Below are 23722 nucleotides of genomic sequence, written 5' to 3' on the forward strand. Positions count from 1 at the left end.
GCCCTAGGGGCGCAGCGTGATTTCGACCGGGGTGGCGCTGAACGAGGACAGGCGGCCGAGGTAGCTCATCCCGAGCAGGGAGTGCGGCAAACCGGCCTCGACGACCAGGGCCTCGACACTTTCGACGCGGGCGCCGGCGACGGCGACGTCGAGAAGCTGGACCGGGGCGGCGCGCACGGGTCCGGAGGCGGTGATCACCGTGCCGGAAAAGTCCTCTGCCTCAAGCCTGAGACCGAGGCGGGCGGCGTCGTCGCGGGTCAGGGCCACGACGCTGGCGCCGGTGTCGACCATCACGCGGACCGCGCGGCCCTCGATCAGGGCGTCGGCCCAGTAGTGGCCGTCGGCGGCCTTGAGCACCTGGGCGGGACCGCCGGTGGCGGGCGCGGCGGCGACCGGCACGGCGGCCTGGGCCTGACTGCGCAGCCCCGCCTGATCCATCCACCAGGCGGTGGTCAGGGCCGAGGCGACGGCGAGGGCCATGACGGCCGCGGAGGAGAGGTCGAACCGCATGGCCGTGTTGTCGCACGGCGCCGTTGGTATGCGGTGAAGAGGGATGGTTGGCGGAGGGTTAAACGCGCAGCAGGCAGCAGGCAGCAGGAGAGAGCGTCCGGAGGCTGCAGCCAGTCGGCTATTTCGAATCCTCCGTTGCCTGCTGCCTGCCGCCTGTCGCCTCCCTCGCCGGGAGCTCCGCCATGATCCGGGCCCGCTCGGCGTCTGACAGGCTGCTCCAGCCGCCGATCTCGGACAGGGTGCGCCAGCACCCGAGGCAGAGGCCCGAGGCGCCATCGACGATGCAGACCTTGACGCAGGGCGTGGCGATCGAGCGGGGCGGGCCGGGGAGCGACGGCGGAGCGGACATGAGGGACCAGTAGCCGCTCGAAGGCGCGCGGGGAATTGTCGGCGGCGGCCGGATGGGGCACTGCTGGCGCATGACCCTGATCCAGACGGAACGACGCGGCGCGATCGAAATATGGACGCTGTCCCGGCCCGAGCGGCTGAACGCCCTGCCCGACCTCGAAGACGGCGAGGCCTTCGCGGCGGCCTGCGCGGCCGTCAACGCCGACGCCGCGGTGCGCTGCGTGGTGATCACGGGCGAGGGCCGGGCCTTTTCCGCGGGCGGCGACCTGAAGGCGATGCGCGACCGGCGCGAGCTGTTCGCCGGGTCGGGGGCCGAAATCCGCGACCGCTATCGCCGGGTGGTGCACCGCATTGTCCGGTCGCTGTACGGGCTGGAGGTTCCGCTGGTGGCGGCGGTGAACGGCCCGGCCATGGGGCTGGGCTGCGACATCGCCGGACTGGCGGACATCCGGCTGGCCTCGAGCGAGGCGACGTTCGGCGTGCCGTTCCTGAAGCTGGGCCTGTTGCCCGGCGACGGCGGGGCCTGGCTGCTGCCGCGAAACGTCGGCTATGCGCGGGCGGCGGAGATGCTGTTCACGGGAGATGCGATCGATTCGGCGACGGCGGAACGGTGGGGTCTGGTCAATCGCGTCGTCCCGCCGGATGCGCTGATGGAGGAGGCGCTGACGGTCGCCGGCAAGGTCGCGGCGCACGGCCCCCAGGCGCTGCGCATGGCCAAGACCCTGTTGCGCCAGGGGCGGGACGTGAATTTCGACCAGATGCTGGAGATGACCGCCGCCATGCAGGCGCTGGCTCACCTGACCGGGGATCACGACGAGGGCGTGGCCGCCGTGCTGGAGAAGCGGCCGGCGGTGTTCGACGGGACCTGAGGTCGGGGCGTGATCGGCGGTGCCGGTCGTCGTTCCCTACCCCGCCCGTGCCGAGGTCTGCATCGAACGGTCGGCGGGGACGCCGGCGGCGACGGTGCGGGGCGCGCCGGCGGTCTCGCCGGGCTTCATGAATTTCACCAGCACCCGCTGGCCGATCAGCAGCGGGGCGTCGCCGGCGGTGACGACCACCTCAACCACCCGCTCATCCGAGCGCTGCGACGGGTCGTCCGAGGCCAGCTTGCGGGCGCCGAAGACGGCGGCGCGGCGCAGGACCGACCCGACATAGACCTTGGAGGGATCGCCCTCGGGCGTAATCTCGACGGCCTGACCGGGCGTGATGTTGGGGATGTCGCTCTCGACGATCTCGGCCCGGGCGATGCGCGGGGCGTCGGGCTCGAGGTCGAACATATTGGACACGTTCAGGGTCGAGGCGCCGGCGCCGGGGTTGGCGTAGCGGCGCACGATGCGGCCCGACTGGGGCGCGCGGATCACCGTCAGTTCGACATTGTAGGCGGCCTGGTCGCGGCGGGCGCGGGCGGTTTGAACCGCGGCCTGCTGTGAGGCGAGACGGGCCTGGGCGGTGGCGATGGCGTCGCGGGCCGCGTCCATGCGGGCGGCGGCGACGAAGTTGGAATCGACGAGGGCGGCAAGGCGGTCATGCTCGCGCTGGGCGGTGCGGATGTCGACCTGCAGCGAGCGCAGCTGGCTCTCGGCCTGGGCCACATCGGCGGCGGCGCTTTGCAGGGCCAGACGGGGCTCTTCGTCTTCCTGGCGGGCGAGGATCTGGCCGGCGACGACGCGGTCGCCTTCCTGCACCAGGACCTCGCGGACCACGCCGCCGCGGCGGGCCGCGATCTGGATAATGCCGCCCTCGACATCCACCTTGCCGTTGGCGATGGCCGCGTACGGGCTCTCGACCTTGCGGGCCGCGGCCTGCTCGTCCTCGGCCTTCTTCTTTGCAGCGCCCGCCTGCATCACGTTGAAGCCCACGATCGCGAGAATGATCACGACCAGGCCGATCCAGAGCCATTTGTTTTTCAGCAATCGGGGCATGGAGTCAGTCCTTGGGATCGGTCAGTGCGAAGCGAGGGTGGCGTCGGGGTTGGGCGTGCGGCGCTGGTCGTCGATGATCACGCCGTCCTCGATCTTGATGACGCGGTCGGCCCATTCCTCGAGTCGGGGGTCGTGCGTCACGCAGATGACCGCGGCGCCGTGTTCGGTGGCGGCGCGGCGCAGAAGCCGGATGACGACCTGGCCGTTCTCGCCGTCGAGGGCCGAGGTCGGTTCATCGGCGAACAGGATCTGCGGGTTCTTGGCCAGGCAGCGGGCGATGGCGACGCGTTGCTTCTCGCCGCCGGACAGCGCCGAGGGCCGCTGGTTGAGGCGGGCCCCGAGGCCGACCTCCTTGAGCGTCTCGGTCGCCTGCCGTTTGGCGTCGCCCTTGGGCATGCCCTGGAATTTCAGCACCACCTCGACCTGTTGCAGGGCGGTCAGGGCCGGGAACAGGTTGAAGCCCTGGAAGATGAAGCCGCAGTTGTCGAGGCGGAAGCGGTCGATCCGCCCGGATGACAGCTTCCACAGATTGTCGATGTCGAGGGTGTCGACCCGGCCTTCCTCCGGCCGGAGCAGGCCGGACAGGGCGGCGATCAGGGTCGACTTGCCCGAACCGGACGGCCCCATGACCATGGTCAGATCGCCGTGCCGGGCGTCGAAGTCCACGCCCTTCAGCACCTCGATGAAGGCCTTGCCGGACTTGAAGCGCTTCACCAGGCCCTTGGCCTCGATGGCGAAGTCGCCATGCTTGCCGTGAGTCTTCGTCGGGCTCATCGCAGCAGGTCCGCCGGTTGGCTGTTCTTGAGGATGCCGAGGGACAACAGGCCCGACAGCATGGCGATGACGACCAGACCGCCGCCGACGATGAGCAGCAGGACCGGCGGCAGGGCGATGATCACGGCGTTGGCCATGGCCAGCATCTGGACCAGCCAGGTGAGGCCGATGGCGGCGGCGACGCCGACCAGGCCGACCCAGAAGCTGAGCTCCATGACGATGCGGTTCAGCGAGCCCATGCCGACGCCGAGGGCGCGCAGCGAGGCGAACTCCTTGATGTTGGCCATGATGGCGCCGCGCAGGGTCTGCCAGGTGATGGCCACGCCGATGATGGTGCCCAGCACCACGCAGCCGCCGATGATGATGACGAGGATGCCTTCCTCGAACATCGCCCCGGCGTTGGCGTCGGCCAGTTCCTGGCGGGTCCAGGCCTTCCACTGACCGTCGCCGAGGACGTTCAGCTGGGCGGCGACCCGCTCGGCCTGGGCCGGGTCGCGCAGCTTGACCATCAGCGGGCCGACGCGGGGGCCGGTGTCGGCCTGGCCGAGCATCCGCAGGGTGTCGCGCGACATGACGATGTTGGCCTGCATCATGTTGGGATAGCCGCGGGTGATGCCGACGACGGTCACGGTCTGGCCGTTGTACAGCGCCTTGTCCCCGAGCTTGACGCCCAGCTTGGTCACGGCCGTCTCGTCGATGGCGACGGTATAGGGCTGGCGCAGGGCGTCGACGAGTTCCTGCGAATAGTCGGTGGGGATGGTCACGGCGCCGGGCGTCGTGTCGATGATGCTGGCCTGGACGAACTGCTGTTTCGGGGCGCGCTGGCGGGCGCGGTCGGCCTGGGACATGGTCGGGTCGACGTTCTTGACGCTCTGGAACGAGCCGCCGGCGCCGTCCAGCGGCTGGACCTCAACCACCTGCGGGTTGCGGTAGGCCAGGGGGATGAAGCGGCGCGGCACGCCCGAGGGCCCGCCGATCAGGCTGGTCGCGCCCGGCTGCATGATGATGATGTCGGCGCTGGACCGCTCGATGGTGGCGGTGAAGCCCTTGCCGATGCCGATGAAGACCCCGGTCATGGCCAGCACCAGCAGGCCCGACAGCGCCAGCGCCATCACCGCCGCCATGTAGCGGCGCCACTCATAGAGCAGGGTTGAAAGTGCAAGCGACATCGAAGTGAACAGCCCCCCAGTTCCCTGTTATCTGACGGCCCCGAGGGTGAGGGCCAAGTTAAATCGGGTTAAGGCCATGTGGACGGGGTTCGTTCATCGGCGGTATGCATGGGTTTTCGACTGACTGGCCGAAGCCCCGGCCGCCCTGGAGTCATCACCCATGATCCTTCGTTCACTCCGCGCCGCCATGGCCGCGACCGCCTCAATCGCCGCCGTCGGTGGAGCCGTGGCCATCATGGCCGCGCCGTCCGCCGCCCAGGCCGACGAGGGGATGTGGACCTTCGACAATTTCCCGATCCAGACTGTGAACCAGAAATACGGCACACGGATCGACCAGGCTTGGCTGGACCGGGTGCGCAACGCCTCGGTGCGCATCCAGGGCTGTTCCGCCTCATTCGTTTCCGACGAAGGACTGATCCTGACGAACTGGCATTGCGTGGTCGGCTGCGTCCAGGAGCTTTCCGACGCCCAGCGGGACTATGTGAAGAACGGGTTCACGGCGGGAACCCGTGAGGAAGAAGTGCAGTGCCCGGGCCAGACCGCCGAGGTGCTGACAGAGATCACCGACGTAACCGACCGCGTGATCGCGGCCGGTGAAGGGCTGGAAGGCGCCGCCTTCAACACCGCGCGCCAGGCGGCGGTCAACCAGATCCAGACCGAGGCCTGCGCGGGCGATGCGAAGTTCAACTGCCAGGTGATCAGCCTGTATCGGGGCGGCCAGTACAGCCTGCACAAATTCCGCAAGTACGACGACGTCCGACTGGTCTTCGCCCCGGAGAACCAGGCGGCCTTCTTCGGCGGCGACCCCGACAATTTCAACTTCCCGCGCTACGCCCTCGATGCCGGCTTCCTGCGCGCCTACGAGGACGGCAAGCCGGTCGAGTCGCCGAACTTCCTGAAGTGGAACCCCGAGGCGCCCAGCGAGGGCGACGTGACCTTCGTGTCCGGCAATCCGGGCTCGACCTCGCGCCTGCTGACCATGAGCCAGCTGGAGCGGCTGCGCGACCAGCAACTGCCGATCATGCTGATCCAGACGTCGGAGCTGCGCGGCCGGCTGCTGGAGTATTCGCTGACCGGCGATGAGGCCAAGCGGACCTCTTTCGATCCGATCTTCGGCCTCGAGAACAGCTTCAAGGTCTACTACGGCCAGCAGGGCGCCCTGACCGACCCGGCCTTCATGCAGGCCAAGCGTGAGGCCGAAGCCGAGTTGCGCACGCGCGTCGCCGCCGACCCGAACCTGAAGCAGCAAATCGGCGACCCATGGACCGAACTTGAGGCCGTACAGGGCGTGGCCCGCGACCTCTACCTGCCCTACCGCCAGCTCGAACAGGCGGCGGGCGGCGGTTCCCAGCTCTACGCCATGGCCCGCGCCATCGTGCGCTCGGCCGGGGCGGACGAGGCCCGGCGCGCGCGTCTGGCCGCCACGGTCGGCGAGGAGACGCCGATCTCGACCGACATGGAAGAGCTCCGGCTGCGCTACTGGCTGTCGAAGACCCGGGAATACCTGACCGTCGACAATCCCCAGGTGAAGGCGATGCTGGGCCGCGAGAGCCCGGAAGCCCTGGCCGGGCGCCTGATCGACGGCACGCGGATGGCCGACGCCGACTTCCGCCGCCAGGCGGCCGGCATGACGCTGGAGCAAATGAAGGCCGCCGACCCCCTGCTGGCCTTCGTGGCCGCCAATGACGAGGCGGCGCAGGCGATCGCCGGCCGCTGGGCCGCCGAGGTCAACGCCCCGACCGCCCGCGCCGCCGAGAAGGTCGCCCAGGCCCGCTTCGCCGTCTACGGCACCAACCAGTATCCCGACGCCACCTTCAGCCTGCGGCTGTCGTACGGCGAGGTGAAGGGCTGGACCTATCGCGGCGTGACCGTGCCGCCGTTCACCTACATCGGCGGCCTGTACGAGCGGGCGACCGGTTCGGAGCCCTTCAACCTGGCCCAGGCCTTTGCCGACAACGAGGCGCGGGTGAACAAGGCGGTCGTCTACGACTTCGTCTCGACGAACGACATCATCGGCGGCAACTCCGGTTCACCGGTGATCAACGCCGACGGCGAGGTCATCGGCGCGGCTTTTGACGGCAACATCCACTCGCTGGGCGGATCGTTCGGTTACGACGGGGACCTGAACCGGACGGTCTCGGTATCGACGGCGGCCATCACCGAGGCGCTGCGCAACGTCTATCCGAACCCGCGCATCCTCGCGGAGCTGGGCGTTCGGTAACCCGTCGTCTCCCCGACGGCCAAGCCGAAGGGGAGGAAGACCGCGAAGTAGCGGAGGGGCTGGTTCCCCGCCGCCGGTTCGTGAGCTAGCGTGAACACAGCAACCAACCGGAGGGGTCTGCGCAAAGCGTCGGCCCCTCCACCACGTCGTGGTCCCCCTCCCCGTCGAGGGATGGGCAGGAGACAAGAACCATGCGCCTCACCCCCGCCTTCGCCGCCGCCCTGATGACCCTCGCCGCCGGGACGGCTGCAAAGGCCGAAGAGGGCATGTGGACTTTCGACAACTTCCCCATCGCGCGGGCCAACCAGACCCTGGGCACCAGCATCGACCAGGCCTGGCTGGACCGGGTGCGGCTGTCATCGGTCAAGTTCGGCGGCTGCTCGGCGGGGATCGTCTCGGGCGAAGGTCTCGTAATGACCAACAACCACTGCGTCTCCAGTTGCGTCGCCAATCTGTCGACCCAGGCGGTGAACTACGCCGAGACCGGCTTCGCGCCCCGGGCCCGCGAGGACGAGCTGAAATGCCCCGGCGGCTCGGCCGAGATCCTGACGGAGATTTCCGATGTGACGGCGCGAATGCACGCCGCCGGCGAGGGGCTGGACGGCCAGGCCTTCACCCGCGCGCGCGACGCCGAGGCCGGCCGGATCGAGCAGGAGGCCTGCGCCGGCGACGCCAGCTTCCGCTGTCAGGTGGTCAGCCTCTACCGGGGCGGTCAGTTCAAGCTTTACAAATTCCGCCGCTACACCGACGTGCGTCTGGCCTGGGCGCCGGAAGACCGGGCCGCGACCTTCGGCGGCGATCTGGACAATTTCAGCTTCCCCCGCTTCGCCATCGATGCGGCCTTCATCCGGCTGTACGAGAACGGCCAGCCGGTGGCGACGCCGACCCACTTTACGTGGAAGTCCGACAAGCCGGTCGAGGGCACGCCGGTGTTCGTGTCCGGCAGCCCGGGCTCGACCCAGCGTCTGCTGACCCAGGACCAGTTGATGACGGTGCGGGACGTCGTCCTGCCGCTGGACCAGCTGATCGCCTCGGAGCTGCGCGGGCGGATGATCCGCTTCTCGGAAGAGAGCGAGGAGAACGCCTTCATCGCCATGGACCCGCTCTCGAGCGTGGAGAACACCTACAAGCGCGGGCGCGGCCGGATGGCGGCGCTGACCGACCCCGCCTTCATGGCCGGGCGGGCCGAGGCGGAGGCGGACTTCCGCCGGCGCGTGGCGGCCAACGCCGCCCTGGCCGCGCAGGTTGGCGATCCGTGGGGTGACCTGGCGGCGATCCAGCCGGTGATGCGCGAGCTCTATCCCGCGATGGCCCTGCTGGAAGGCGGCACCGGGGTCGGCACCACAGGCGCCGGCGGCGGCTCGCAGCTGTTCAGCTGGGCGCGGACGCTGGTGCGTGGCGCCCAGGAGCGGGAGAAGCCGTCGGCCGAGCGCCTGCCGGAATATGCGGACAGCCGGCTGGCGGCGGTTCAGTCCAGCCTGTTCGCCGAGCGGCCGGTCTATCCGTCGCTGGAGCAGCTGCGGCTGGAGTGGTGGCTGTCGAAGACCCGCGAATGGCTGACCGTCGACGATCCCCGCGTGCGGGCCCTGCTTGGCCGGGAGTCGCCGGAGGGTCTGTCGGAGCGGCTCGTCGAGGGCACGAGCCTGGCCGATCCGGCGGTGCGCCGGGCTCTGTGGGAGGGCGGCCTGGCGGCGATCGAGGCGTCCGACGATCCGATGATCAAATATCTGTTGTCGATCCAGGACGAAACGCGCGCGGTCCGCGCCGACTGGGAGGCCCGGGTCGAGGCTCCGACCAGCCGGGCCTCCGAACGTCTGGCCGCGGCGCGGTTCGCGGCCTATGGCGAAAGCGTCTATCCGGACGCAACCGGCACGCTGCGGCTGACCTATGGCAAGATCGAGGGCTCGGACGTACCGGGCCAGCGCTGGGGCGCCTTCACCACCTTCGGCGGACTGTGGGACCGGGCCACGGGCGCGCCGCCGTTTGATGTCGCGCCGAAGCTTCTGGCGGCGAAGGACCGGATCGATCCGGACACGGTGATGAACATGGCCGTGTCGTCCGATACCATCGGCGGCTCGTCGGGCTCGCCCGTGGTCACCGCGGCGGGCGAGATCGTGGGGGCCAATTTCGATTCCACCGTCCTGACGCAGCGCAACGCCTATGGCTACGACCGCAACGTCAACCGCTCGGTGATCGTGACCACCGCGGCGGTGACGGCGGCGCTGCGCGACGTCTATGGGATGGAGCGGCTGGTCGAGGAAATGGGGGTCGAGTGAGGGCTTGGGGCTTGGGGCTTGGGGCTTGGGGCTTGGGGCTTGGGGCTTAGGGCTTAGGGCTTAGGGCTTAGGGCTTAGGGAGGACTACCGGAACCCAAGCCCTAAGACCTACGACCTAGATCTGGCTCATCTTCTGGCGGGCCTTGGCGAAGTACTGCCAGCCCGTCCAGAGGGTGACGAGGGCGGCGATCCACAGCAGGATGTAGGCGAAGGTCTGGAACGCCGGCAGCCACTCGAACGGGAGGCCGAAACCTTCCCACAGAGGGGCCAGGGCCAGTTGCAGAGCGGCCAGCGCCACCATCTGGAGAACCGTCTTCCACTTGGCCAGAAGCGTGACCGGCAGCTTGACCTTGCCGGCCACCGTCTCGCGCAGGGCTGACACGGCGAACTCACGGAACAGGATCAGGCCGCAGGGAATGGCGGCCTGCGGGACCGAGCCCCAGGCGAGCACGCCGAGGATGGCCCCGGTGATCAGCACCTTGTCGGCGATAGGGTCGAGGATGGCGCCCCAGCGTGTCGTGGCGTGCCAGCGGCGGGCCAGGAAACCATCCACCCAGTCCGTCGACGCGGCCACGATGAAGATCACGAAAGCCGTGCGCGCAAACCGGAACTGGTCGCTCGGGCTGAGCAGATCAGCCGGCAGGAAAGGCAGCCCCTGCGGCGCGGCGCCGGCCAGGATCAGGAACATCACCACCCCCGCGATCAGGCGCAGGCCCGTCAGGATGTTGGGGATGGGATTGGCGGGTTGGGTGGGGGTCATCGACGACATCCGTGTTCAACGCCGATCTGCCACGCTTCGCTGCATGAAGCGAGCGGTCAGGTGAGCCGTTCAGTCCAGCGCCTCGAACGGACCCGGCCCGTTCAGGGCGCGCAGGATGCCGTCAGCGATGCCGAAATGCAGGCCGCTGAGCACCAGCGTGCCCGCGGCTTCCCGTTCGGCGATCCACGGAAAGGTGCGCAGGTTGTCGAGCGACAGGCGGACGATGGCTTCTTCCGACGCCTGTTCCACCTCATCCGGTTCTACCGCTTCAGCCACGCGGCGCACCACCGGCGTGCCTTGGGCGATCCACGGGGCGACGAAGTCCTGAACGCTGTCAGGCGCTCCGCTGCGCATGGCCGAGACGCCCCCGCAGTGGGCATGACCCATGACCACGATGCGGGAGACGCCGAGCACCATCACACCGAACTCCAGCGCGGCCGAGACGCCGTGCAGATGGCCGTCGGGTTCATAGGGCGGGACGAGGTTGGCGACGTTACGCACGACGAACAACTGGCCCGGCGCGGCGTCGAAGATAAGGGCGGGGTCGGCGCGGCTGTCGGAGCAGGCGACGACCAGGGTGTGCGGCTTCTGCCCCTCGGCAGCGAGGGCTTCGTACTCGGCCTTCGCCTCCGCCCAGTGGCCCTCGCGGAAGCGGCGGTAGCCCGCGATCAAGGCGTTTCCTGCGTCCCCGGACATCTGCACTCGTCTCATCCCGATAATTTGCGGCCGCCCGGCGATTGCCGGGTCCGAGCCTGCCTCAACAGTCACGCGTCCCCGGTCCGAAAGGCGGATCCAGACGACGGGTGTGATCGACAACCAGCCTCCCGGGGCCGTTGACCGGAGATCGGGCTTGGCAACCCTCTCCAGAACCGGCTAGGCCCAAGAAACCAGCCCTGCTTCCGCGATTCAGCACATCCGGGAAACCCCTGTGAACGAATTTCTTCAGCTCGCTGCGGGCAATCTTCTATCGCCGATGGTGCTGTTTTTCGCCTTGGGCGTGACGGCCGGCTGGCTGAAGTCCGACCTCGCCCTGCCCGAAGCGGTCAGCAAGGGGCTGTCGCTCTATCTGATGCTGGCGATCGGCTTCAAGGGCGGAGCCGAACTCGCGGCCAGCGGCCTGACCGGGACGATCGCAGTCGCCCTGGTTCTGGCTATAGCGCTCAGCTTCACTCTCCCCGTGCTTGCCTACGGGCTGCTCCGGTCCCTTGGGCGACTTGACGTCACCAACGCAGCGGCCATCGCGGCGCACTACGGCTCCGTCAGCGTTGTGACCTTCGTCGCCGCCACCGGCTTTCTGGGTAACCGGGGCATTCCGTTCGAAGGCTACGTCGTGGCCATGATGGCGCTGATGGAGACGCCAGCCATCGTCACCGGCCTGCTGCTCGCCCGACGCGCCCGGAGCGCCGCCGGCGCCGAGGCGGCGGCGCTCCGCACCCCGCTGTTCTCCAGGGATGTGGCCCGCGAGGTCTTCCTCAGCGGCAGCGTCGTCCTGCTGGTCGGAAGTTTCGCCATTGGCTGGGCCACCGGCGAAAAGGGCCTGGCGATCATGGCCCCGGCGATCGTCGACCCCTTCAAGGCCGTCATCGCCGTCTTCCTGCTCGACATGGGTCTTCTGGTCGGGCGTCGACTGCCCGACTTCCGGGCAGTCGGATGGCGCGTCATGGCCTTCGGCCTCTACATGCCGGTCATTGGCGGGACGATCGGCCTGCTGTCCGCCCATGCCATCGGCCTGTCCCCGGGCGGCGTGACGCTCGTCGCCGTGCTCGCCGCGAGCGCCTCCTACATCGTGGTGCCCGCGGCCATGAGGATGGCGCTGCCCAAGGCCAATCCGGCGGTCTATGTCACCCTGTCCCTGGCCGTAACCTTCCCGTTCAATCTGATTGTCGGCATTCCACTCTATAACGCGGCGGCGCGGCTCCTCGCCGCGATGTAGCGCGAAAGGACCCTTCCCCGATGCAGCTCTACAAGAAGAAGAAGCTCGAGATCATCGTCGAGGCGGCCCGCTCGCGCGCCATCATCGAGATGGTCGAGAAGGCGGGCGCCCACGGCTACACAGTGGTTCCCCAGGTATCCGGCAAGGGTAATCGCGGAGTGCGCGACGACGCCCATCTCTCCGACGTGTTCCGAAATGTGATGATCATCGTCATCGCCGCCGAGGACATCGCGCACCGCATTGTCGACCAGTCCCAGCCCCTGCTGGAACACTATGCTGGGATCGTTGTGGTGTCGGATGTCGAAGTGGTCCGCGACGAGCATTTCTAGCTCCGCCCGCCCCTTTGAACCTTACGCCTTCCTGAAGAAGGCGTGGATGCGCTCGGCGAGGGCGTGGCTGACGCCCTCGACTTTTTCCAGATCGACCACCGCAGCGCGGCTGACGCCCTTGGCCGAGCCGAAAGCGTGCAACAGGGCCTTCTTGCGGCCGGGACCGACGCCCTCGATCTCATCGAGCGGATTGCGCTTGATGTCCATCGAGCGGCGCTTGGCGTGGGCGCCGTTGGCGAAGCGGTGCGCCTCGTCGCGCAGACGCTGGATGTAGTAAAGCGCCGGCGACTTGAGCGGCAGCATGAAGGGCGGCTTGCCGGGCATGAAGAAATGCTCCTTGCCGGCGTCGCGGTCGGGGCCCTTGGCGACGCCGACGGCGAGGATGTCGTCGAGGCCCAGATCGGCCAGCACCGCCTGGACTTCGGCCAATTGGCCGGCCCCGCCGTCGATCAGCAGCAGATCAGGGCGCTCGACCGCCTCGCCCTCGTCCTCGTCCTTGACCAGCCGGGTGAAGCGGCGGCGCATGACTTCGCGCATCATGCCGTAGTCGTCGCCGGGAGTCAGAACCTCGCCGCGGATGTTGAACTTGCGGTACTGGTTCTTGCGGAAACCCTCCGGCCCGGCCACGACCATGCCGCCGACCGCGTTGCTGCCCGAGATGTGGGCGTTGTCGTAGATCTCGATCCGCTCCGGACGACTGTCCAGACCGAAGGCCTCGCAGACCTCGTCGAGGATTTTCGACTGGGCCGAGGTCTCGGCCATCTTGCGGCCGAGCGCTTCGCGGGCGTTGGTCAGGGCGTGGTCGACCAGGGCTTTTCGGTCGCCTCTCTGCGGCCGTTCGACGCTGACGACGCGGCGGCCGTCGGCCACCTTCGCCTTCATCGAGAAGGCCTCCTCGAGTAGATCCTTCTCGTGCGGGACGACGTTGGACAGTATCTGCCGAGGGACCGGCTTGTCCTCGTAGAACTGACCGAGGAAGGCGGCGAGGATTTCCGGATCGGTGTCGCTGCGGTCGACGCGCGGGAAGTAGGCGCGGCCGCCCCAGTTCTGGCCGGCGCGGTAGAAGAAGACCTGCACGCAGGCCTGACCGCCGTCGGAGTGCAGGGCGAAAACGTCAGCCTCCGCCACGCTCTCGGCGGTGACCGAGTTCTCCATGGCGATGGCCGACAAGGCGCGGATGCGGTCGCGGACGCGGGCGGCCTGCTCGAAATCCATGGCGTCGGAGGCCGCCTGCATTTCCCTGGACAACCGGCCGATGACGGCGCGCGACTTGCCGCGCAGGAAGGCTTCGGCCTCGTCGACCAGGGCGCCGTAGTCGTCCAGCGAGATCAGGCCCGTGCAGGGGGCCGAACAGCGCTTGATCTGGTGCAGCATGCACGGCCGTGTGCGGGTCTCGTAGACGCTGTCCGAACAGGAGCGCAGCAGGAAGGCCTTCTGCAGGGTGGTCAGGGTGCGGTTTACGGCCCAGGTCGAAGCGAAGGGGCCGAAATAGTCACCCTTCAGGGTGTGGGCCCCACGATGCTTGCGGACCTGGGGCGCGCGGTGGTCGCGGCGGATCATCAGCTCGGCGAACGACTTGTCGTCGCGCAGCACCACATTGAAACGGGGCTTGAGCTTCTTGATGAAGTTGGATTCGAGCAGCAGGGCCTCGGTCTCGGAGGCCGTGACCACGAGCTCCATCGAGCGGGTCAGCGACACCATCAGGCCGATGCGCTGGGTGTGGAAGCGCCCCTGCGCATACTGGAGGATGCGCTTCTTCAGCGACCGCGCCTTACCGACATAGAGGCAGGCGCCATCCTCGCCATACATGCGATAGACGCCCGGCTTGTCGGGCGCACGCCGGGCCTCGTCGCGGATCAGGTCGGCGGCGACCAGCGAGGGCGGCGAATCGGCGGGCAGGCTCTCCTCGGTCATCGGGACCGATATAGGCCTAGAATTTCCGGACCATAAGAACACCGGCGATTACGAGGCCGATACCGGCGACGCGGCCGAGGCTGATCGGATGCTTCGGCATCCCCATCGCCCCGAAATGGTCGAGCACCAGGCTGAGCAGTAACTGGCCCGCGACCATCAGTATGATGGTGGTCGCCACGCCCAGCCGGGGCACGCCCCAAGCCGCCGCCACCACGAAGATCGCGCCATAAAGTCCACCTATCCAAGCATACCAGGGCAGCGCCCGCGAGGCGGCGATATCCGGCCGGACCTGCAGGACGACCGCGAGGACGCCCAAGGCCGCCGTCCCGACCGCGAACGACACGAAGGCCGCGTTCACCGGTGATCCGACCGCCCCCATCATCCTGGCGTTCGTCGGGGCCTGCAGCGCAGTGGCGGCGCCGCCCAGAACGACGGCCAGGATGGCGAGGAGCGAAGGGTTCATCGGGTTTCGCTACCAGCTTGTGGCGCTCTCCGCATCGCCGAAAATCTCGACCAGCCGGTCCCGGGTCGCGCGGTGGGTGTCGTCTGGCAGGGCGCGGGGGTCGAACCAGCCGATCTCGGCGATCTCGCCACGGCTGGAGCGGTCGGTCAGGGTGAAGCGGTCGATGCGGTAGACGAGGACGTGATCGCCGCGAAAGAAGCGCTCGTTGGAGTGGACGCTGACCAGCACCGGGCGGCCCTCGATTATGACGCCAGCCTCCTCGCGCATCTCCCGGACCAGGGCCGCCTCGCAGGTTTGCCCGCGCTCGACGCCGCCGCCCGGCAACCACCAGCCGTGCAGATAGGTGTGTTTGACCAGCAGGACGCGGCCTCGCCGTCCACCGTCACGCCGCGCACGCCCAGCGTCATGCCCCGGCTGATCCGCGACCAGGCGAAGAACAGCGGACGGGTGAGGGGCTCGATCCGCGTGCGCCACGTCGTCATGGAGAGAACGATAGGGCCTGCCGTCGGCTTGAACAGCCGGGCCGCGCGCTTTATTGGCGGCGCAGCACAGGAGCATCGCATGCTGGCCCTCTACATCATCCTCGGCTTCGTGGCCGTCCTCGCCGCGATCAATTTCATCGAGTTCGGCCGGGTTGACTGAGCCGTCGGCCCGGACCGGGGCCGTCCTCGTCACCGGCGGGGCGAAACGGATCGGGCGCGCCATCTGTCTGGAACTGGCCGTCGCCGGTTTCGACATCGCTGTCCACCATCACACCTCGGATGACGAGGCCGCCGAGCTGGTCCGCGATATTGAAGGCCTCGGACGCCGGGCTGTCGCCCTGTCCGCGGATCTGACGGATGTTGTCGCGACCCACGAACTGGTGGGCCGCGCGTCGGAGGCGTTGGGACCGCTGTCGGTGCTGGTCAACAACGCCTCGGTGTTCGAGGACGACCGGCTGGACACCATCACCGGCGATAGCTGGAACGCGCATCTGGACACCAATCTGCGGGCGCCGGTGTTGCTGGCCCAGGTTTTCGCACGTCAGGCGCCGGAAGGGGCGGCGATCGTCAACATCCTCGATCAGCGAGTGCTGAAGCCGGACCCGCGCTTCTTCTCCTACGCATTGTCGAAAGCGGCCCTGTGGCACGCCACCCGCACCATGGCCCAGGCGCTGGCGCCGCGCATCCGCGTCAATGGCGTGGGACCGGGGCCGACCCTGCCGTCGGTGCACCAGACCGGCGAGGAATTCGCCGCCGAGGCTGCGGCGGTGCCGCTGCAACGCGCCGGTAATCCCGAGGCCGTCGCGGCCGCCGTGCGATGGCTGGTGGACGCGGCGCTGGTGACGGGTCAGATGATCGCCGTCGACGGGGGCCAGCACCTGGCCTGGAAGACCCCGGACATCGTGGAGTAGCCCGTGGCCGCCTCATCCCCCCTGCCCTTCCCGGGCGCCGACGCCGCGCCGGGTATTCGCCGCGAAGGCCTGAACGTCTTCGTGCGCGGGCTGGAGGTGGCGGCGGGCATCGGCGTGCACGACCACGAGTTGGGCCGACTGCAGCGGCTGGTCATCGACGTGACGCTGGAACTGGCCCCGGCGGCGATCGAGCGGTTGGCGGACACCATCAACTACGAAGCGGTGGTCGAGGCGGCTCGAGTCATCGTGGCCGAGGGCCATGTCGGCCTGGTGGAGACCTTCGCCGAGCGGCTGGCTCTCGCCATGTTGGCGGACGGCCGGGTACGGCGCTGCACGGTGCGGATCGAGAAGCCGGGCGCGCTGGACGGCGCTGCTGCTCCCGGGTGCGAGGTAATTCTGGCGCGCTGAACCGGTTGCGCCCCCGACGGCGGACCGTCATTCTGATACGAGAACACGAAAGACCCCCATGGCCGAACCCGGCGATCCGAACGCGCCCGATGATCACGACGACCTGATCGGCTTCGCGTCGCCCGCGTCGCTGCAGGGCCGCGCCCGTTCGTCGGAGACGCCGGTCGGGGCCGGGTCCGAAGCCGTGGCCGGGTCGGAAATCAGCTCCCCCGGGTCCGAGACCGAACCCGACCTGTTCACCGCTCCCGCCGCAGCCACCACCCCGGTAGAGCCGGAACCCGACCCCGCTGAGCCGCCGTCCCCGGTTGAAACCCCGCCAGCAGAACCGGCGCCGGTCGCAGCCGCTTCCATCTTCGAACCCTCGCCCGAGTTCTCGGCCCGCCAGCGGCGACGCGAGCCTCCGGCCATTCCAGGAGGCGGCATGGGCTTGTACGCTGTCTATTCCCTAATCCTCTTCGCCGTCCCCACGCTGGGAGTCTCGGCGATCATCGGCCTGCTCGCCGTCACCGGCCGCCCCGGCCCGGAGGAGCCGCTGGCGCAATCACACTTCATCTATCAGCAGCGCACCCTGTGGGCCGCCGCCGTGGCGGTGATGATAGGGCTGATTTTCTTCCTGGTTCCGTTCGGACTGGGACCGGCCATCATGTTCATCGCCGCGCTGTGGCTGGTCGCTCGTGGGGCCGCCGGGGTGTGGACATTGAAGGCGGTGCGGCCGATCGCCGACCCCCGTAGCTGGTGGATCTGAAGGAGCTCGCCATGACTTCCACCCCTCCCCGGGACGAACCCGTCTTCCGCAGCGGCGGACATGGAGACGGCAAGGTCGCCGCTCTCGTCGCCTGGGCGCTGTATATTCTGTCAATCCCGAGCGCGAACATCCTGGTGCTGGTGGGTCTCGTCGTGGCATATGCCGGACGCAGCTCCGCGACGGGGCTGGCCCTGGAGCACCTCAACGCCCAGATTCGTCTGTTCTGGTCGGTATTCTGGTGGACCATCGCCTGCTGGATCGCGATCGCCGTCAGCGTCGTCGCCAGCGTGATCCTGATCGGCATTCCGTTCCTGATCGTGTTTGCGTTGCTGTGGTTCCTGATCAGTGTCTGGTTCACGGTGAAGAGCATCTTCGGCCTGATCAACCTGCTGGGCGACCGGGCGCCCTGAGGGTCTGCGGGCGACCACGACAGCGGATTCATCGCGGTCGCAGCCGGCGGGGAACAGACGGCCGACGCCGGAGTTGGCCCTGCGTCGGGTCGCCGACGCAGTGACGGAGTCCATTCCCCATGACCGATCTACGCGATGTCACCGCCGACCAGCGGTTTGAACAGGGCTTCACCGACGCCGACGGGCAGACGCGGACGGTGTTCGCCGACTACGCCGTCCAGGGGAATATACGGGTCATCCTGCACGTCGAGGCCGACCCCGCGCTCCGGGGCTCCGGCGCCGCCGGGACGTTCATGCAGGCGCTGGCCGAACATGCCCGCGCGGAAGGTCTGAAGCTGGCCCCTCGGTGCAGCTACGCCGTGGCCTGGCTCAAGCGGCACGGGGAGTACGACGACATCGCCGCCTGACGGCGGTCAGCCGCCGTAGCCGCCGATGACCGGCAGGATCTCGCCGGTGATGTAGCTGGAGCACTGCGGCGAGGCGAGGAAGACGTAGGCGGGCGCCAGTTCCTCAGGCTGGGCGGGGCGCTTCATCACCGTGCCGGAGCCAAATTTCGCCACCTTCTCCGCCGGCTGATCGGCGGGGTTAAGCGGGGTCCAGACCGGTCCGGGCGCCACCACGTTGACGCGGATGCCCCTCGGGGCGAGGTGCGTCCCCAGCGAGCGGCCGAAGGCGTGGATGCCGCCTTTGGTCATCGAATAGTCGAGCAGGCTGTCATTGCCTCTGATGCCGGTCACAGACCCGGTCATCACGATGGCGCCACCGGGCTTGATGTGTGGGACGGACGCCTTAACCAGGTTGAAATAACCGTAGAGATTGGTCTTCAGCGTGCGGTCGAAATGTTCGAGGGTCAGGTCTTCGAGCGCCTCGACGTGCTCCTGAAAGGCCGCGTTGGGGACCACAACATCCAGCCGCCCGAACGCGTCCAGGGTGGCCTTGACCGCGGCTTCGGAGAAAGCGGGATCCGCGACGTCGCCCTTGAGCACGATCGCCTTGCGGCCCTCGGCCTCGACGGCCCTCTTTGTATCCTCGGCGTCGCCTTCCTCGTCGAGGTGGCAGATGGCGATGTCGCAGCCCTCGCGCGCGAACAGCACGGCCACGGCGCGCCCGATGCCGGAATCGCCGCCCGTGATGATGGCGGCCATGCCTTCGAGCTTGCCGGATCCCTTCCAGAACGGCGCGTCGTACATCGGGGCCGGGTCCAGGGCGGCCTCGTCGCCGGGTTTGCGCTGGTGCTGCTCCGCGAAGGGCGGCTCGGGATATTTACGGGCGCCCGCCTGCACCGCGCCCTCGCCGCCCGTATCGCCCCCATCGGAACCCTTGGCGTCGATTCCGGCCTGAATCTTCCGTTCCTGATCGGCGATGGTTTCGGCGCGTTGTTCGAAGCGGTCGTCCATGGTCGGCTCCTGTCTCGGGGGTCGAAGACAAAGTCGATGGAGCGGCCGGGTGTTCCCGGGCATTGTACCGGCGCGGATGGAGGAGAGGGCGATGCCCGAGATCGATCTGGAAACGCTGGGCGCGGCGGCCGGACCGATGCAGACGTGGATCCTTCCGGCCCTGCTCGGCCTGGGGTTGGCGTCGGCGACGGGGCTGCGAACCTTCCTGCCGCTGCTGATGCTGGCGCTGGCGGCGCGGTTCGAGATGTTCGACGTCCGGCTGATCGAGCAGATGGAATGGCTGATTTCCTGGCCCGCCATCGCGGCGCTGGGCGTGGCGACCACGGCCGAGTTCCTGGGCGACAAGGTCCCGGCTATCGACCACGGCCTCAACGTGATCGGCTACGTCACCCGGCCGGTGGCCGGCGCGATAGCGGCGGGCAGCGTGTTCTGGGCGGTCGATCCGGCCATGGCTGCGCTGGCGGGTCTGATCGTCGGCGCACCGGCGGCCCTGGCCTTCAATGCGGCCCAGACCGGGGTGCGGGTTGGTTCGACCACGACCACGGGCGGACTGGGCAATCCCGTCGTGTCGCTGATCGAGGACGTGCTGGCCGTTTTGACGGTGATCGTGGCCTTCCTGGCGCCGATCCTCGTTCCGCTGGTTCTGCTCGTGCTCGCGGTCGTGGTCTTCCGGCTGGCGCGTCGCATTCGCGATCGACGGGCGGCGCGGCCGGCCTAGAGACTGCGGCTGACGATGGCCTTCAGGGTTTCGGCCTTGGTCGGCAGATCGGCTGACAGCCGCCCGGCCAGTTCCCGCGCCCCGACCGGATAGGCCTCGCCGCCGTCGGCGATTTCCCTGGCCATGCGCGAGGCCTCCAGCAGCACCCGTTCGAGGGCTTCGACCTGTTCGACGGCCAGGGCCCGGGCCTCCATCTGAAGCCGCTTGACGCGTTCCGAGGTGGTCTCGGGCTTGCGCATCAGGTCATAGATTTCCGCATCCCCGGGGACGAGGCGCAGGTCAGGCTTGGCAGTCGGGTTCTTGGGCATTTGCGGACTCCTGCCAAGCCAATGCGAAGCTGCGGGGCAATGTTCCCGCCGGGCAAGGTGAAGGCGCGACAACCGATGCCGGTGTGCTTCCGTTGCATCACGAAATCGGCGCCGTACCGGCGGCGAGGGTCAGGCCGCTTCCGTGCGCGGGCCCATGCGGGCCTCGGCTTCGCGCACGGCCTCGACGGCGCGATCGACGACTTCGAGGCCCGCGCCCGGCCCGGCCGCTTCGACGGTCAGGATGCGGCGGAAGGTGCGCGCCCCGGGTCGGCCATGCATCAGTCCCAGCATGTGCCGGGTCATCGCCGGCAGATGCACGCCTTCGGCCAGCCGCGCAGCCATATAGGGGCGGTAGCGGTCGATGGCCGTGAAGGCGTCGACATCCGGCGTACCGGTTCCGAACAGACGCCGGTCGGCCTGACCCAGAATGGCGGGCTCGTGATAGGCGGCGCGGCCCAGCATGACTCCGTCCAACCGCACCCCGTCCGAAGCGTCGAGGTGGGCCTCGGCCTCATCCAGCGAGGCGATCCCGCCGTTGATGCTGATCGAAAGGTGCGGCCGCTCGCGCTTCAGTCGTCGCACGAGACCGTAGTCCAGCGGCGGCACATCGCGATTTTCCTTGGGCGACAGGCCCTGCAGCCAGGCCTTGCGGGCGTGAACGATGAAGACCTCGACGCCCACCGCCGCGCAGGCGTCTACGGTCTCGAACAGGGAAACCAAGGGATCCTGGTCATCGACGCCGATGCGGCATTTGACGGTGCCGGGCACCGCAACCGCGGCCTTGATCGCGGCCATGCAGTCGGCGACCAGCGACGGCTCGCGCATCAGACAGGCGCCGAAACGACCGGACTGGACCCGATCGGAGGGGCAACCGACGTTCAGATTGATCTCGTCATAGCCGAAGGCTTCGCCGATCCGGGCGGCTTCGGCGAGTTGGTCGGGATCGGAGCCGCCGAGTTGCAGGGCGACCGGGTGTTCGACCGGGTCGAAGCCCAGCAGCCGCTGGCGGTCGCCGTGGATCACGGCCGGGGCGGTGACCATCTCGGTGTAAAGCAGGGCGCGGGACGTGAGGGCGCGATGGAACGCGCGGCAGTGCCGGTCGGTCCAGTCCATCATCGGGGCGATCGAGAGGCGGCGGTCCATCGGGCGCGCTCCATACACTGAAGTCGGCCCCGACGCGACCACGGGAACCGTGGCCGCCCCGGATCGGTTTTGCGGGTCTCGAAGGAGGAAATCATGATCAGACCACTACTCGCCGGAGCTGCCTGCGTCGCCCTGCTCGCCGCCTGCAACCAGGAACGCAGCCCGGAGCCGGTCGACAAGGCCCAGGACATGGCGGCCGGTCCGGTGGGCCAGATGTCGGCCGCGACCCTCGGCGCCAACACCGTCGGGGGCTATGTCTCGAACGCCGCCGAAGGCGACTTGTATGAAATCATGGCCGCGGACATCGCGCTGGAGCGGTCCCAGAACGCCCAGGTCCGGGAACTCGCGCAGACGATCAAGGCGGATCACACCGCGGCGTCGAACGTCATGAACGGACTGCTGCCGCAGGCCGCGCCCGACGTCACCCTGCCAACCAAGCTGGACGAACGGCGCCAGGGGCTGCTCGACAATCTGCGCTCGGCGTCGGCCGAGAATTTCAACGCCACCTGGCTCGACCAGCAGATCGCCGCCCACAACGAGGCGATCACCCTGCACCGTGGCTTCTCGGACAAGGCGGACGCCCCGCAACTCGCTGAGCACGCCCGGACGGTGCTTCCGAAGATCGAGATGCATCTGCGCCGGGCCGAGGAGATCAAGACGGCGATGTAATCCGCCGCTCTTCTGGCTGAACGAGGCCGGCGTCGATCAGACGCCGGCCCTTTTCGCGTTCGTCGTCCTCCTCCAGCGCCTCAGCCGCCCCCTCGTTGAGCGCCGTACCCTCGCGGCGGGGTTTGACGTAGGGCTCGGGGCGGGTGGTGGCGATGTTGCCGCGCATCAGCGAGCGACCGCCCATGATGCCCTCGACCAGCTGGATCGACAGGCGCTGCTCGTCGCGGCGACGGACATCCTCGATGGTCTCGCGCGCCTCCTCGTCCGTGAAGCCGAGGTCGATCAGCACCTGCTCGCCGAAAAGCAGCGCGGATTCAAAGGTTTCACGTAGCTGAAACTCGACGCCCGCCTGGACGAGGCGGATAGCGTGGCCGCGGTCGTAGGCGCGGACAAACAATTTGGTCAGCGGGAACTCGGACTTGACCAGCTCGACGATGCGGTCGGCGGTTTCCTGCTTGTCGACGCAGACGAGGATGGTTTCGGCCTCGCCGGCGCCGGAGGCGTGGAGGACGTCGAGGCGCGCGCCGTCGCCGTAATAGACCTTGAAGCCGAAGTCGCCGGCGGCCTGGATCATCTCGACATCGGTATCGATGATCGAGACGTCGACGTTGCGGGCGAGCAGGGGCTGGGACACCACCTGGGCGAAACGGCCGAAGCCGATGATCAGCACCCGCTCGCGCAGCCCGTCCGCGTGATCGACGCCCTCGGCCGCATCAGGGTCCAGCGTCGAGGCGGGCATGAATCGACCGACCGCCATGGTGGTCAGAGGCGTCAGCACCATCGACAGGATGACGATGGCCGTCATCGATGCCGAAACCTGGGCGTCGAAGATGCCCGCCGACAGGGCGGCGGCGAAGAGGACGAAGGCGAACTCGCCGCCCTGGGCGAACAGGGCTGCGCGCTCGACCGCCTCGCGCTCGCCGTGCCCGAACAGCCGGGCCACAGCGTAAATCGCCACCGCCTTGACGGCCATGAAGGCGATGACGCCGCCGAGAATGACTTCCCACCGGGCGATCACCACCCCGACGTCCAGCGACATGCCCACGCTGAGGAAGAACAGGCCCAGCAGGATGGCGCGGAAGGGCTCGACGTCAGCCTCCAGTTGGTGACGGAACACCGACTCCGACAGCAGGACGCCGGCGAGAAAGGCGCCCATGGCCATCGACAGTCCGCCCATGTCCATCAGCCAGGCGGCGCCCGCCACGACCAGCAGCGCGGCGGCGGTCATCACTTCACGGCCGCCGTACCGGGCGAGGACGCGGAACACCGGATTCATCAGGTAACGGCCGGCGAAGAAGACCACGGCCACGGCGCCGAGCGCCAGGCCGATGGTCTGCCAGATCGGAGGCACGGTTCCGCCGCCGAGGTCCATGGCGCCGGCGATCACCGCCACGGCGGCCAGCAGCGGGACGATGGCGATGTCCTCAAGCAGCAGGATGGAGACGCCGCGCTGACCCTTTGAGGTGGCCAGTTCGCCGCGCTCTTCCAGCGTCTGCATGATGACGGCGGTGGAGCTGAGGACGAAGCCCATGGCCGCGACGAAGGCCACCGGGACGGACAGGCCGGCGGCCATGCCGGTCAGGGTCAGCAGCAGGCCGGCGGCGGCGACCTGGGCCGCGCCGAGCCCGAAGATGTCGCGCTTGAGCTTCCACAACCGGGACGGCCGCATCTCGAGGCCGATGATGAACAGGAAGATGACCACGCCGAACTCGGCGACGTGGAGGATGACCTCGGGCTCGTCGAACAGGCCGATGCCCCATGGGCCGATGGCGAGGCCGGCGGCGAGATAGCCCAGAACGGAGCCGAGGCCGAGGCGGCGGAACACCGGCACCGCCACCACCCCCGCCGCCAGCAGGGCCGCCACATGGCCGAGTCCGAGTCCGCCCGCCGCTTCCGCCATGTCCGTGTCCCG

At 68.6% G+C, this 23722-nt stretch carries 27 protein-coding genes; 13 read left to right on the forward strand and 14 right to left on the reverse strand.

The features are described 5' to 3' along the window. Window positions 1-3: 3 nt before the first annotated feature. Together HNQ67_RS09365 and HNQ67_RS09370 are read right to left on the reverse strand one after the other, a co-directional pair. Window positions 4-510, reverse strand: coding sequence for a TIGR02281 family clan AA aspartic protease (locus tag HNQ67_RS09365; protein WP_183254675.1), 507 nt, complete (start codon window positions 508-510; stop codon window positions 4-6). 118 nt (window positions 511-628) lie between these two features. Further along, a complete protein-coding gene (locus tag HNQ67_RS09370; protein WP_183254677.1) occupies window positions 629-859 on the reverse strand; it encodes a DUF1289 domain-containing protein in 231 nt (76 codons plus the stop codon). 70 nt (window positions 860-929) lie between these two features. Between HNQ67_RS09370 and HNQ67_RS09375 the strand changes: the two genes are divergently transcribed. Beyond that, complete coding sequence (locus HNQ67_RS09375) at window positions 930-1727, forward strand: crotonase/enoyl-CoA hydratase family protein (protein ID WP_183254679.1); 798 nt, start codon at window positions 930-932, stop codon at window positions 1725-1727. Window positions 1728-1763: 36 nt separating this feature from the next. On the opposite strand, the gene HNQ67_RS09380 is transcribed toward HNQ67_RS09375, so the two are convergent. From HNQ67_RS09380 to HNQ67_RS09390, 3 genes are read right to left on the reverse strand one after another with little or no spacing between them, the layout of a single operon-like run. After that, window positions 1764-2780: an HlyD family secretion protein gene (locus tag HNQ67_RS09380; protein ID WP_183254680.1), complete on the reverse strand. Its 1017-nt coding sequence runs from the start codon at window positions 2778-2780 to the stop codon at window positions 1764-1766. 21 nt (window positions 2781-2801) lie between these two features. Continuing rightward, a complete protein-coding gene (locus tag HNQ67_RS09385) occupies window positions 2802-3554 on the reverse strand; it encodes an ABC transporter ATP-binding protein (RefSeq protein WP_183254681.1) in 753 nt (250 codons plus the stop codon). After that, window positions 3551-4723, reverse strand: a complete 1173-nt coding sequence (locus HNQ67_RS09390; RefSeq protein WP_183254683.1) for an ABC transporter permease — start codon at window positions 4721-4723, stop codon at window positions 3551-3553. The genes HNQ67_RS09385 and HNQ67_RS09390 overlap by 4 nt, the downstream gene beginning before the upstream one ends. Before the next feature lie 160 nt (window positions 4724-4883). Between HNQ67_RS09390 and HNQ67_RS09395 the strand changes: the two genes are divergently transcribed. Together HNQ67_RS09395 and HNQ67_RS09400 are read left to right on the forward strand one after the other, a co-directional pair. Further along, a complete protein-coding gene (locus HNQ67_RS09395; protein ID WP_183254685.1) occupies window positions 4884-6944 on the forward strand; it encodes a S46 family peptidase in 2061 nt (686 codons plus the stop codon). Window positions 6945-7135: 191 nt separating this feature from the next. Next, the gene (locus HNQ67_RS09400) at window positions 7136-9220 is read left to right on the forward strand and encodes a S46 family peptidase (protein ID WP_183254687.1); all 2085 of its coding nucleotides are present in this window, start codon (window positions 7136-7138) and stop codon (window positions 9218-9220) included. A 115-nt stretch (window positions 9221-9335) separates the two neighbouring features. On the opposite strand, the gene pgsA is transcribed toward HNQ67_RS09400, so the two are convergent. Both pgsA and HNQ67_RS09410 read right to left on the reverse strand, forming a co-directional pair. After that, entirely contained in the window at window positions 9336-9980 is a 645-nt protein-coding gene (gene pgsA / locus HNQ67_RS09405) for a CDP-diacylglycerol--glycerol-3-phosphate 3-phosphatidyltransferase (RefSeq protein WP_183254689.1), read from the reverse strand. A 69-nt stretch (window positions 9981-10049) separates the two neighbouring features. Continuing rightward, window positions 10050-10691: a carbonic anhydrase gene (locus HNQ67_RS09410; protein WP_246347522.1), complete on the reverse strand. Its 642-nt coding sequence runs from the start codon at window positions 10689-10691 to the stop codon at window positions 10050-10052. Window positions 10692-10908: 217 nt separating this feature from the next. Here HNQ67_RS09410 and HNQ67_RS09415 point away from each other — a divergent pair, with 217 nt between their 5' ends. Both HNQ67_RS09415 and HNQ67_RS09420 read left to right on the forward strand, forming a co-directional pair. Beyond that, the gene (locus HNQ67_RS09415) at window positions 10909-11913 is read left to right on the forward strand and encodes a sodium-dependent bicarbonate transport family permease (RefSeq protein WP_183254691.1); all 1005 of its coding nucleotides are present in this window, start codon (window positions 10909-10911) and stop codon (window positions 11911-11913) included. Window positions 11914-11933: 20 nt separating this feature from the next. Beyond that, window positions 11934-12242 (forward strand): DUF190 domain-containing protein, encoded by a 309-nt coding sequence (locus tag HNQ67_RS09420; protein WP_183254693.1) that lies wholly within the window; start codon window positions 11934-11936, stop codon window positions 12240-12242. A 21-nt stretch (window positions 12243-12263) separates the two neighbouring features. On the opposite strand, the gene uvrC is transcribed toward HNQ67_RS09420, so the two are convergent. The 3 genes from uvrC to HNQ67_RS09435 are packed head-to-tail and all read right to left on the reverse strand — an operon-like array spanning window position 12264 to window position 14943. Beyond that, window positions 12264-14156: an excinuclease ABC subunit UvrC gene (gene uvrC / locus HNQ67_RS09425; protein WP_183254695.1), complete on the reverse strand. Its 1893-nt coding sequence runs from the start codon at window positions 14154-14156 to the stop codon at window positions 12264-12266. Window positions 14157-14172: 16 nt separating this feature from the next. Then, window positions 14173-14619: a DMT family transporter gene (locus HNQ67_RS09430; protein ID WP_183254697.1), complete on the reverse strand. Its 447-nt coding sequence runs from the start codon at window positions 14617-14619 to the stop codon at window positions 14173-14175. 9 nt (window positions 14620-14628) lie between these two features. Continuing rightward, window positions 14629-14943, reverse strand: coding sequence for an NUDIX domain-containing protein (locus tag HNQ67_RS09435; RefSeq protein WP_343054872.1), 315 nt, complete (start codon window positions 14941-14943; stop codon window positions 14629-14631). Here HNQ67_RS09435 and HNQ67_RS13830 point away from each other — a divergent pair. The 6 genes from HNQ67_RS13830 (at window position 14914) to HNQ67_RS09460 (ending at window position 17982) form a co-directional block, all read left to right on the forward strand. Beyond that, window positions 14914-15261: a hypothetical protein gene (locus HNQ67_RS13830; protein WP_343054877.1), complete on the forward strand. Its 348-nt coding sequence runs from the start codon at window positions 14914-14916 to the stop codon at window positions 15259-15261. The genes HNQ67_RS09435 and HNQ67_RS13830 overlap by 30 nt on opposite strands. After that, the gene (locus tag HNQ67_RS09440) at window positions 15254-16012 is read left to right on the forward strand and encodes an SDR family oxidoreductase (protein ID WP_183254699.1); all 759 of its coding nucleotides are present in this window, start codon (window positions 15254-15256) and stop codon (window positions 16010-16012) included. The genes HNQ67_RS13830 and HNQ67_RS09440 overlap by 8 nt, the downstream gene beginning before the upstream one ends. A gap of 3 nt (window positions 16013-16015) precedes the next feature. Further along, a complete protein-coding gene (gene folB / locus HNQ67_RS09445) occupies window positions 16016-16420 on the forward strand; it encodes a dihydroneopterin aldolase (RefSeq protein WP_425486344.1) in 405 nt (134 codons plus the stop codon). 58 nt (window positions 16421-16478) lie between these two features. Next, a complete protein-coding gene (locus tag HNQ67_RS09450) occupies window positions 16479-17165 on the forward strand; it encodes a hypothetical protein (RefSeq protein WP_183254702.1) in 687 nt (228 codons plus the stop codon). 11 nt (window positions 17166-17176) lie between these two features. Further along, window positions 17177-17575: a hypothetical protein gene (locus tag HNQ67_RS09455; RefSeq protein WP_183254704.1), complete on the forward strand. Its 399-nt coding sequence runs from the start codon at window positions 17177-17179 to the stop codon at window positions 17573-17575. Window positions 17576-17694: 119 nt separating this feature from the next. Continuing rightward, window positions 17695-17982 (forward strand): GNAT family N-acetyltransferase, encoded by a 288-nt coding sequence (locus tag HNQ67_RS09460; protein ID WP_183254706.1) that lies wholly within the window; start codon window positions 17695-17697, stop codon window positions 17980-17982. 6 nt (window positions 17983-17988) lie between these two features. Here the strand turns inward: HNQ67_RS09460 and HNQ67_RS09465 are convergent, their stop codons facing one another. Further along, on the reverse strand, window positions 17989-18972 hold the full coding sequence (locus HNQ67_RS09465) for an SDR family oxidoreductase (protein WP_183254708.1): 984 nt from the start codon (window positions 18970-18972) through the stop codon (window positions 17989-17991). A 91-nt stretch (window positions 18973-19063) separates the two neighbouring features. Here HNQ67_RS09465 and HNQ67_RS09470 point away from each other — a divergent pair, with 91 nt between their 5' ends. Further along, window positions 19064-19690, forward strand: a complete 627-nt coding sequence (locus HNQ67_RS09470; RefSeq protein ID WP_221247814.1) for a DUF4126 domain-containing protein — start codon at window positions 19064-19066, stop codon at window positions 19688-19690. On the opposite strand, the gene HNQ67_RS09475 is transcribed toward HNQ67_RS09470, so the two are convergent. Beyond that, window positions 19687-19998, reverse strand: a complete 312-nt coding sequence (locus HNQ67_RS09475) for a hypothetical protein (protein WP_183254710.1) — start codon at window positions 19996-19998, stop codon at window positions 19687-19689. The genes HNQ67_RS09470 and HNQ67_RS09475 overlap by 4 nt on opposite strands. A gap of 129 nt (window positions 19999-20127) precedes the next feature. Continuing rightward, entirely contained in the window at window positions 20128-21141 is a 1014-nt protein-coding gene (dusA, locus tag HNQ67_RS09480; RefSeq protein ID WP_183254711.1) for a tRNA dihydrouridine(20/20a) synthase DusA, read from the reverse strand. Between the two features lie 93 nt (window positions 21142-21234). On the opposite strand from dusA, the gene HNQ67_RS09485 reads away from it, so the two are divergent. Then, a complete protein-coding gene (locus HNQ67_RS09485) occupies window positions 21235-21810 on the forward strand; it encodes a DUF4142 domain-containing protein (protein WP_183254713.1) in 576 nt (191 codons plus the stop codon). On the opposite strand, the gene HNQ67_RS09490 is transcribed toward HNQ67_RS09485, so the two are convergent. After that, entirely contained in the window at window positions 21794-23710 is a 1917-nt protein-coding gene (locus HNQ67_RS09490) for a monovalent cation:proton antiporter-2 (CPA2) family protein (protein WP_183254715.1), read from the reverse strand. The two genes, HNQ67_RS09485 and HNQ67_RS09490, sit on opposite strands and share 17 nt — an antisense overlap. Window positions 23711-23722 lie beyond the last annotated feature (12 nt).

It is taken from the genome of Brevundimonas basaltis (genome assembly GCF_014202075.1).
Lineage (GTDB): Bacteria > Pseudomonadota > Alphaproteobacteria > Caulobacterales > Caulobacteraceae > Brevundimonas > Brevundimonas basaltis.

Excerpts from the sequence above, each read along its gene's own strand:
- HNQ67_RS09365 (WP_183254675.1), bottom strand. The coding sequence starts at position 510 with ATGCGGTTCGACCTCTCCTCCGCGGCCGTCATGGCCCTCGCCGTCGCC.
- HNQ67_RS09370 (WP_183254677.1), bottom strand. The coding sequence starts at position 859 with ATGTCCGCTCCGCCGTCGCTCCCCGGCCCGCCCCGCTCGATCGCCACG.
- HNQ67_RS09375 (WP_183254679.1), top strand. The coding sequence starts at position 930 with ATGACCCTGATCCAGACGGAACGACGCGGCGCGATCGAAATATGGACG.
- HNQ67_RS09380 (WP_183254680.1), bottom strand. The coding sequence starts at position 2,780 with ATGCCCCGATTGCTGAAAAACAAATGGCTCTGGATCGGCCTGGTCGTG.
- HNQ67_RS09385 (WP_183254681.1), bottom strand. The coding sequence starts at position 3,554 with ATGAGCCCGACGAAGACTCACGGCAAGCATGGCGACTTCGCCATCGAG.
- HNQ67_RS09390 (WP_183254683.1), bottom strand. The coding sequence starts at position 4,723 with ATGTCGCTTGCACTTTCAACCCTGCTCTATGAGTGGCGCCGCTACATG.
- HNQ67_RS09395 (WP_183254685.1), top strand. The coding sequence starts at position 4,884 with ATGATCCTTCGTTCACTCCGCGCCGCCATGGCCGCGACCGCCTCAATC.
- HNQ67_RS09400 (WP_183254687.1), top strand. The coding sequence starts at position 7,136 with ATGCGCCTCACCCCCGCCTTCGCCGCCGCCCTGATGACCCTCGCCGCC.
- pgsA (WP_183254689.1), bottom strand. The coding sequence starts at position 9,980 with ATGACCCCCACCCAACCCGCCAATCCCATCCCCAACATCCTGACGGGC.
- HNQ67_RS09410 (WP_246347522.1), bottom strand. The coding sequence starts at position 10,691 with ATGAGACGAGTGCAGATGTCCGGGGACGCAGGAAACGCCTTGATCGCG.
- HNQ67_RS09420 (WP_183254693.1), top strand. The coding sequence starts at position 11,934 with ATGCAGCTCTACAAGAAGAAGAAGCTCGAGATCATCGTCGAGGCGGCC.
- uvrC (WP_183254695.1), bottom strand. The coding sequence starts at position 14,156 with ATGACCGAGGAGAGCCTGCCCGCCGATTCGCCGCCCTCGCTGGTCGCC.
- HNQ67_RS09430 (WP_183254697.1), bottom strand. The coding sequence starts at position 14,619 with ATGAACCCTTCGCTCCTCGCCATCCTGGCCGTCGTTCTGGGCGGCGCC.
- HNQ67_RS09450 (WP_183254702.1), top strand. The coding sequence starts at position 16,479 with ATGGCCGAACCCGGCGATCCGAACGCGCCCGATGATCACGACGACCTG.
- HNQ67_RS09455 (WP_183254704.1), top strand. The coding sequence starts at position 17,177 with ATGACTTCCACCCCTCCCCGGGACGAACCCGTCTTCCGCAGCGGCGGA.
- HNQ67_RS09460 (WP_183254706.1), top strand. The coding sequence starts at position 17,695 with ATGACCGATCTACGCGATGTCACCGCCGACCAGCGGTTTGAACAGGGC.
- HNQ67_RS09465 (WP_183254708.1), bottom strand. The coding sequence starts at position 18,972 with ATGGACGACCGCTTCGAACAACGCGCCGAAACCATCGCCGATCAGGAA.
- HNQ67_RS09470 (WP_221247814.1), top strand. The coding sequence starts at position 19,064 with ATGCCCGAGATCGATCTGGAAACGCTGGGCGCGGCGGCCGGACCGATG.
- HNQ67_RS09475 (WP_183254710.1), bottom strand. The coding sequence starts at position 19,998 with ATGCCCAAGAACCCGACTGCCAAGCCTGACCTGCGCCTCGTCCCCGGG.
- dusA (WP_183254711.1), bottom strand. The coding sequence starts at position 21,141 with ATGGACCGCCGCCTCTCGATCGCCCCGATGATGGACTGGACCGACCGG.
- HNQ67_RS09485 (WP_183254713.1), top strand. The coding sequence starts at position 21,235 with ATGATCAGACCACTACTCGCCGGAGCTGCCTGCGTCGCCCTGCTCGCC.
- HNQ67_RS09490 (WP_183254715.1), bottom strand. The coding sequence starts at position 23,710 with ATGGCGGAAGCGGCGGGCGGACTCGGACTCGGCCATGTGGCGGCCCTG.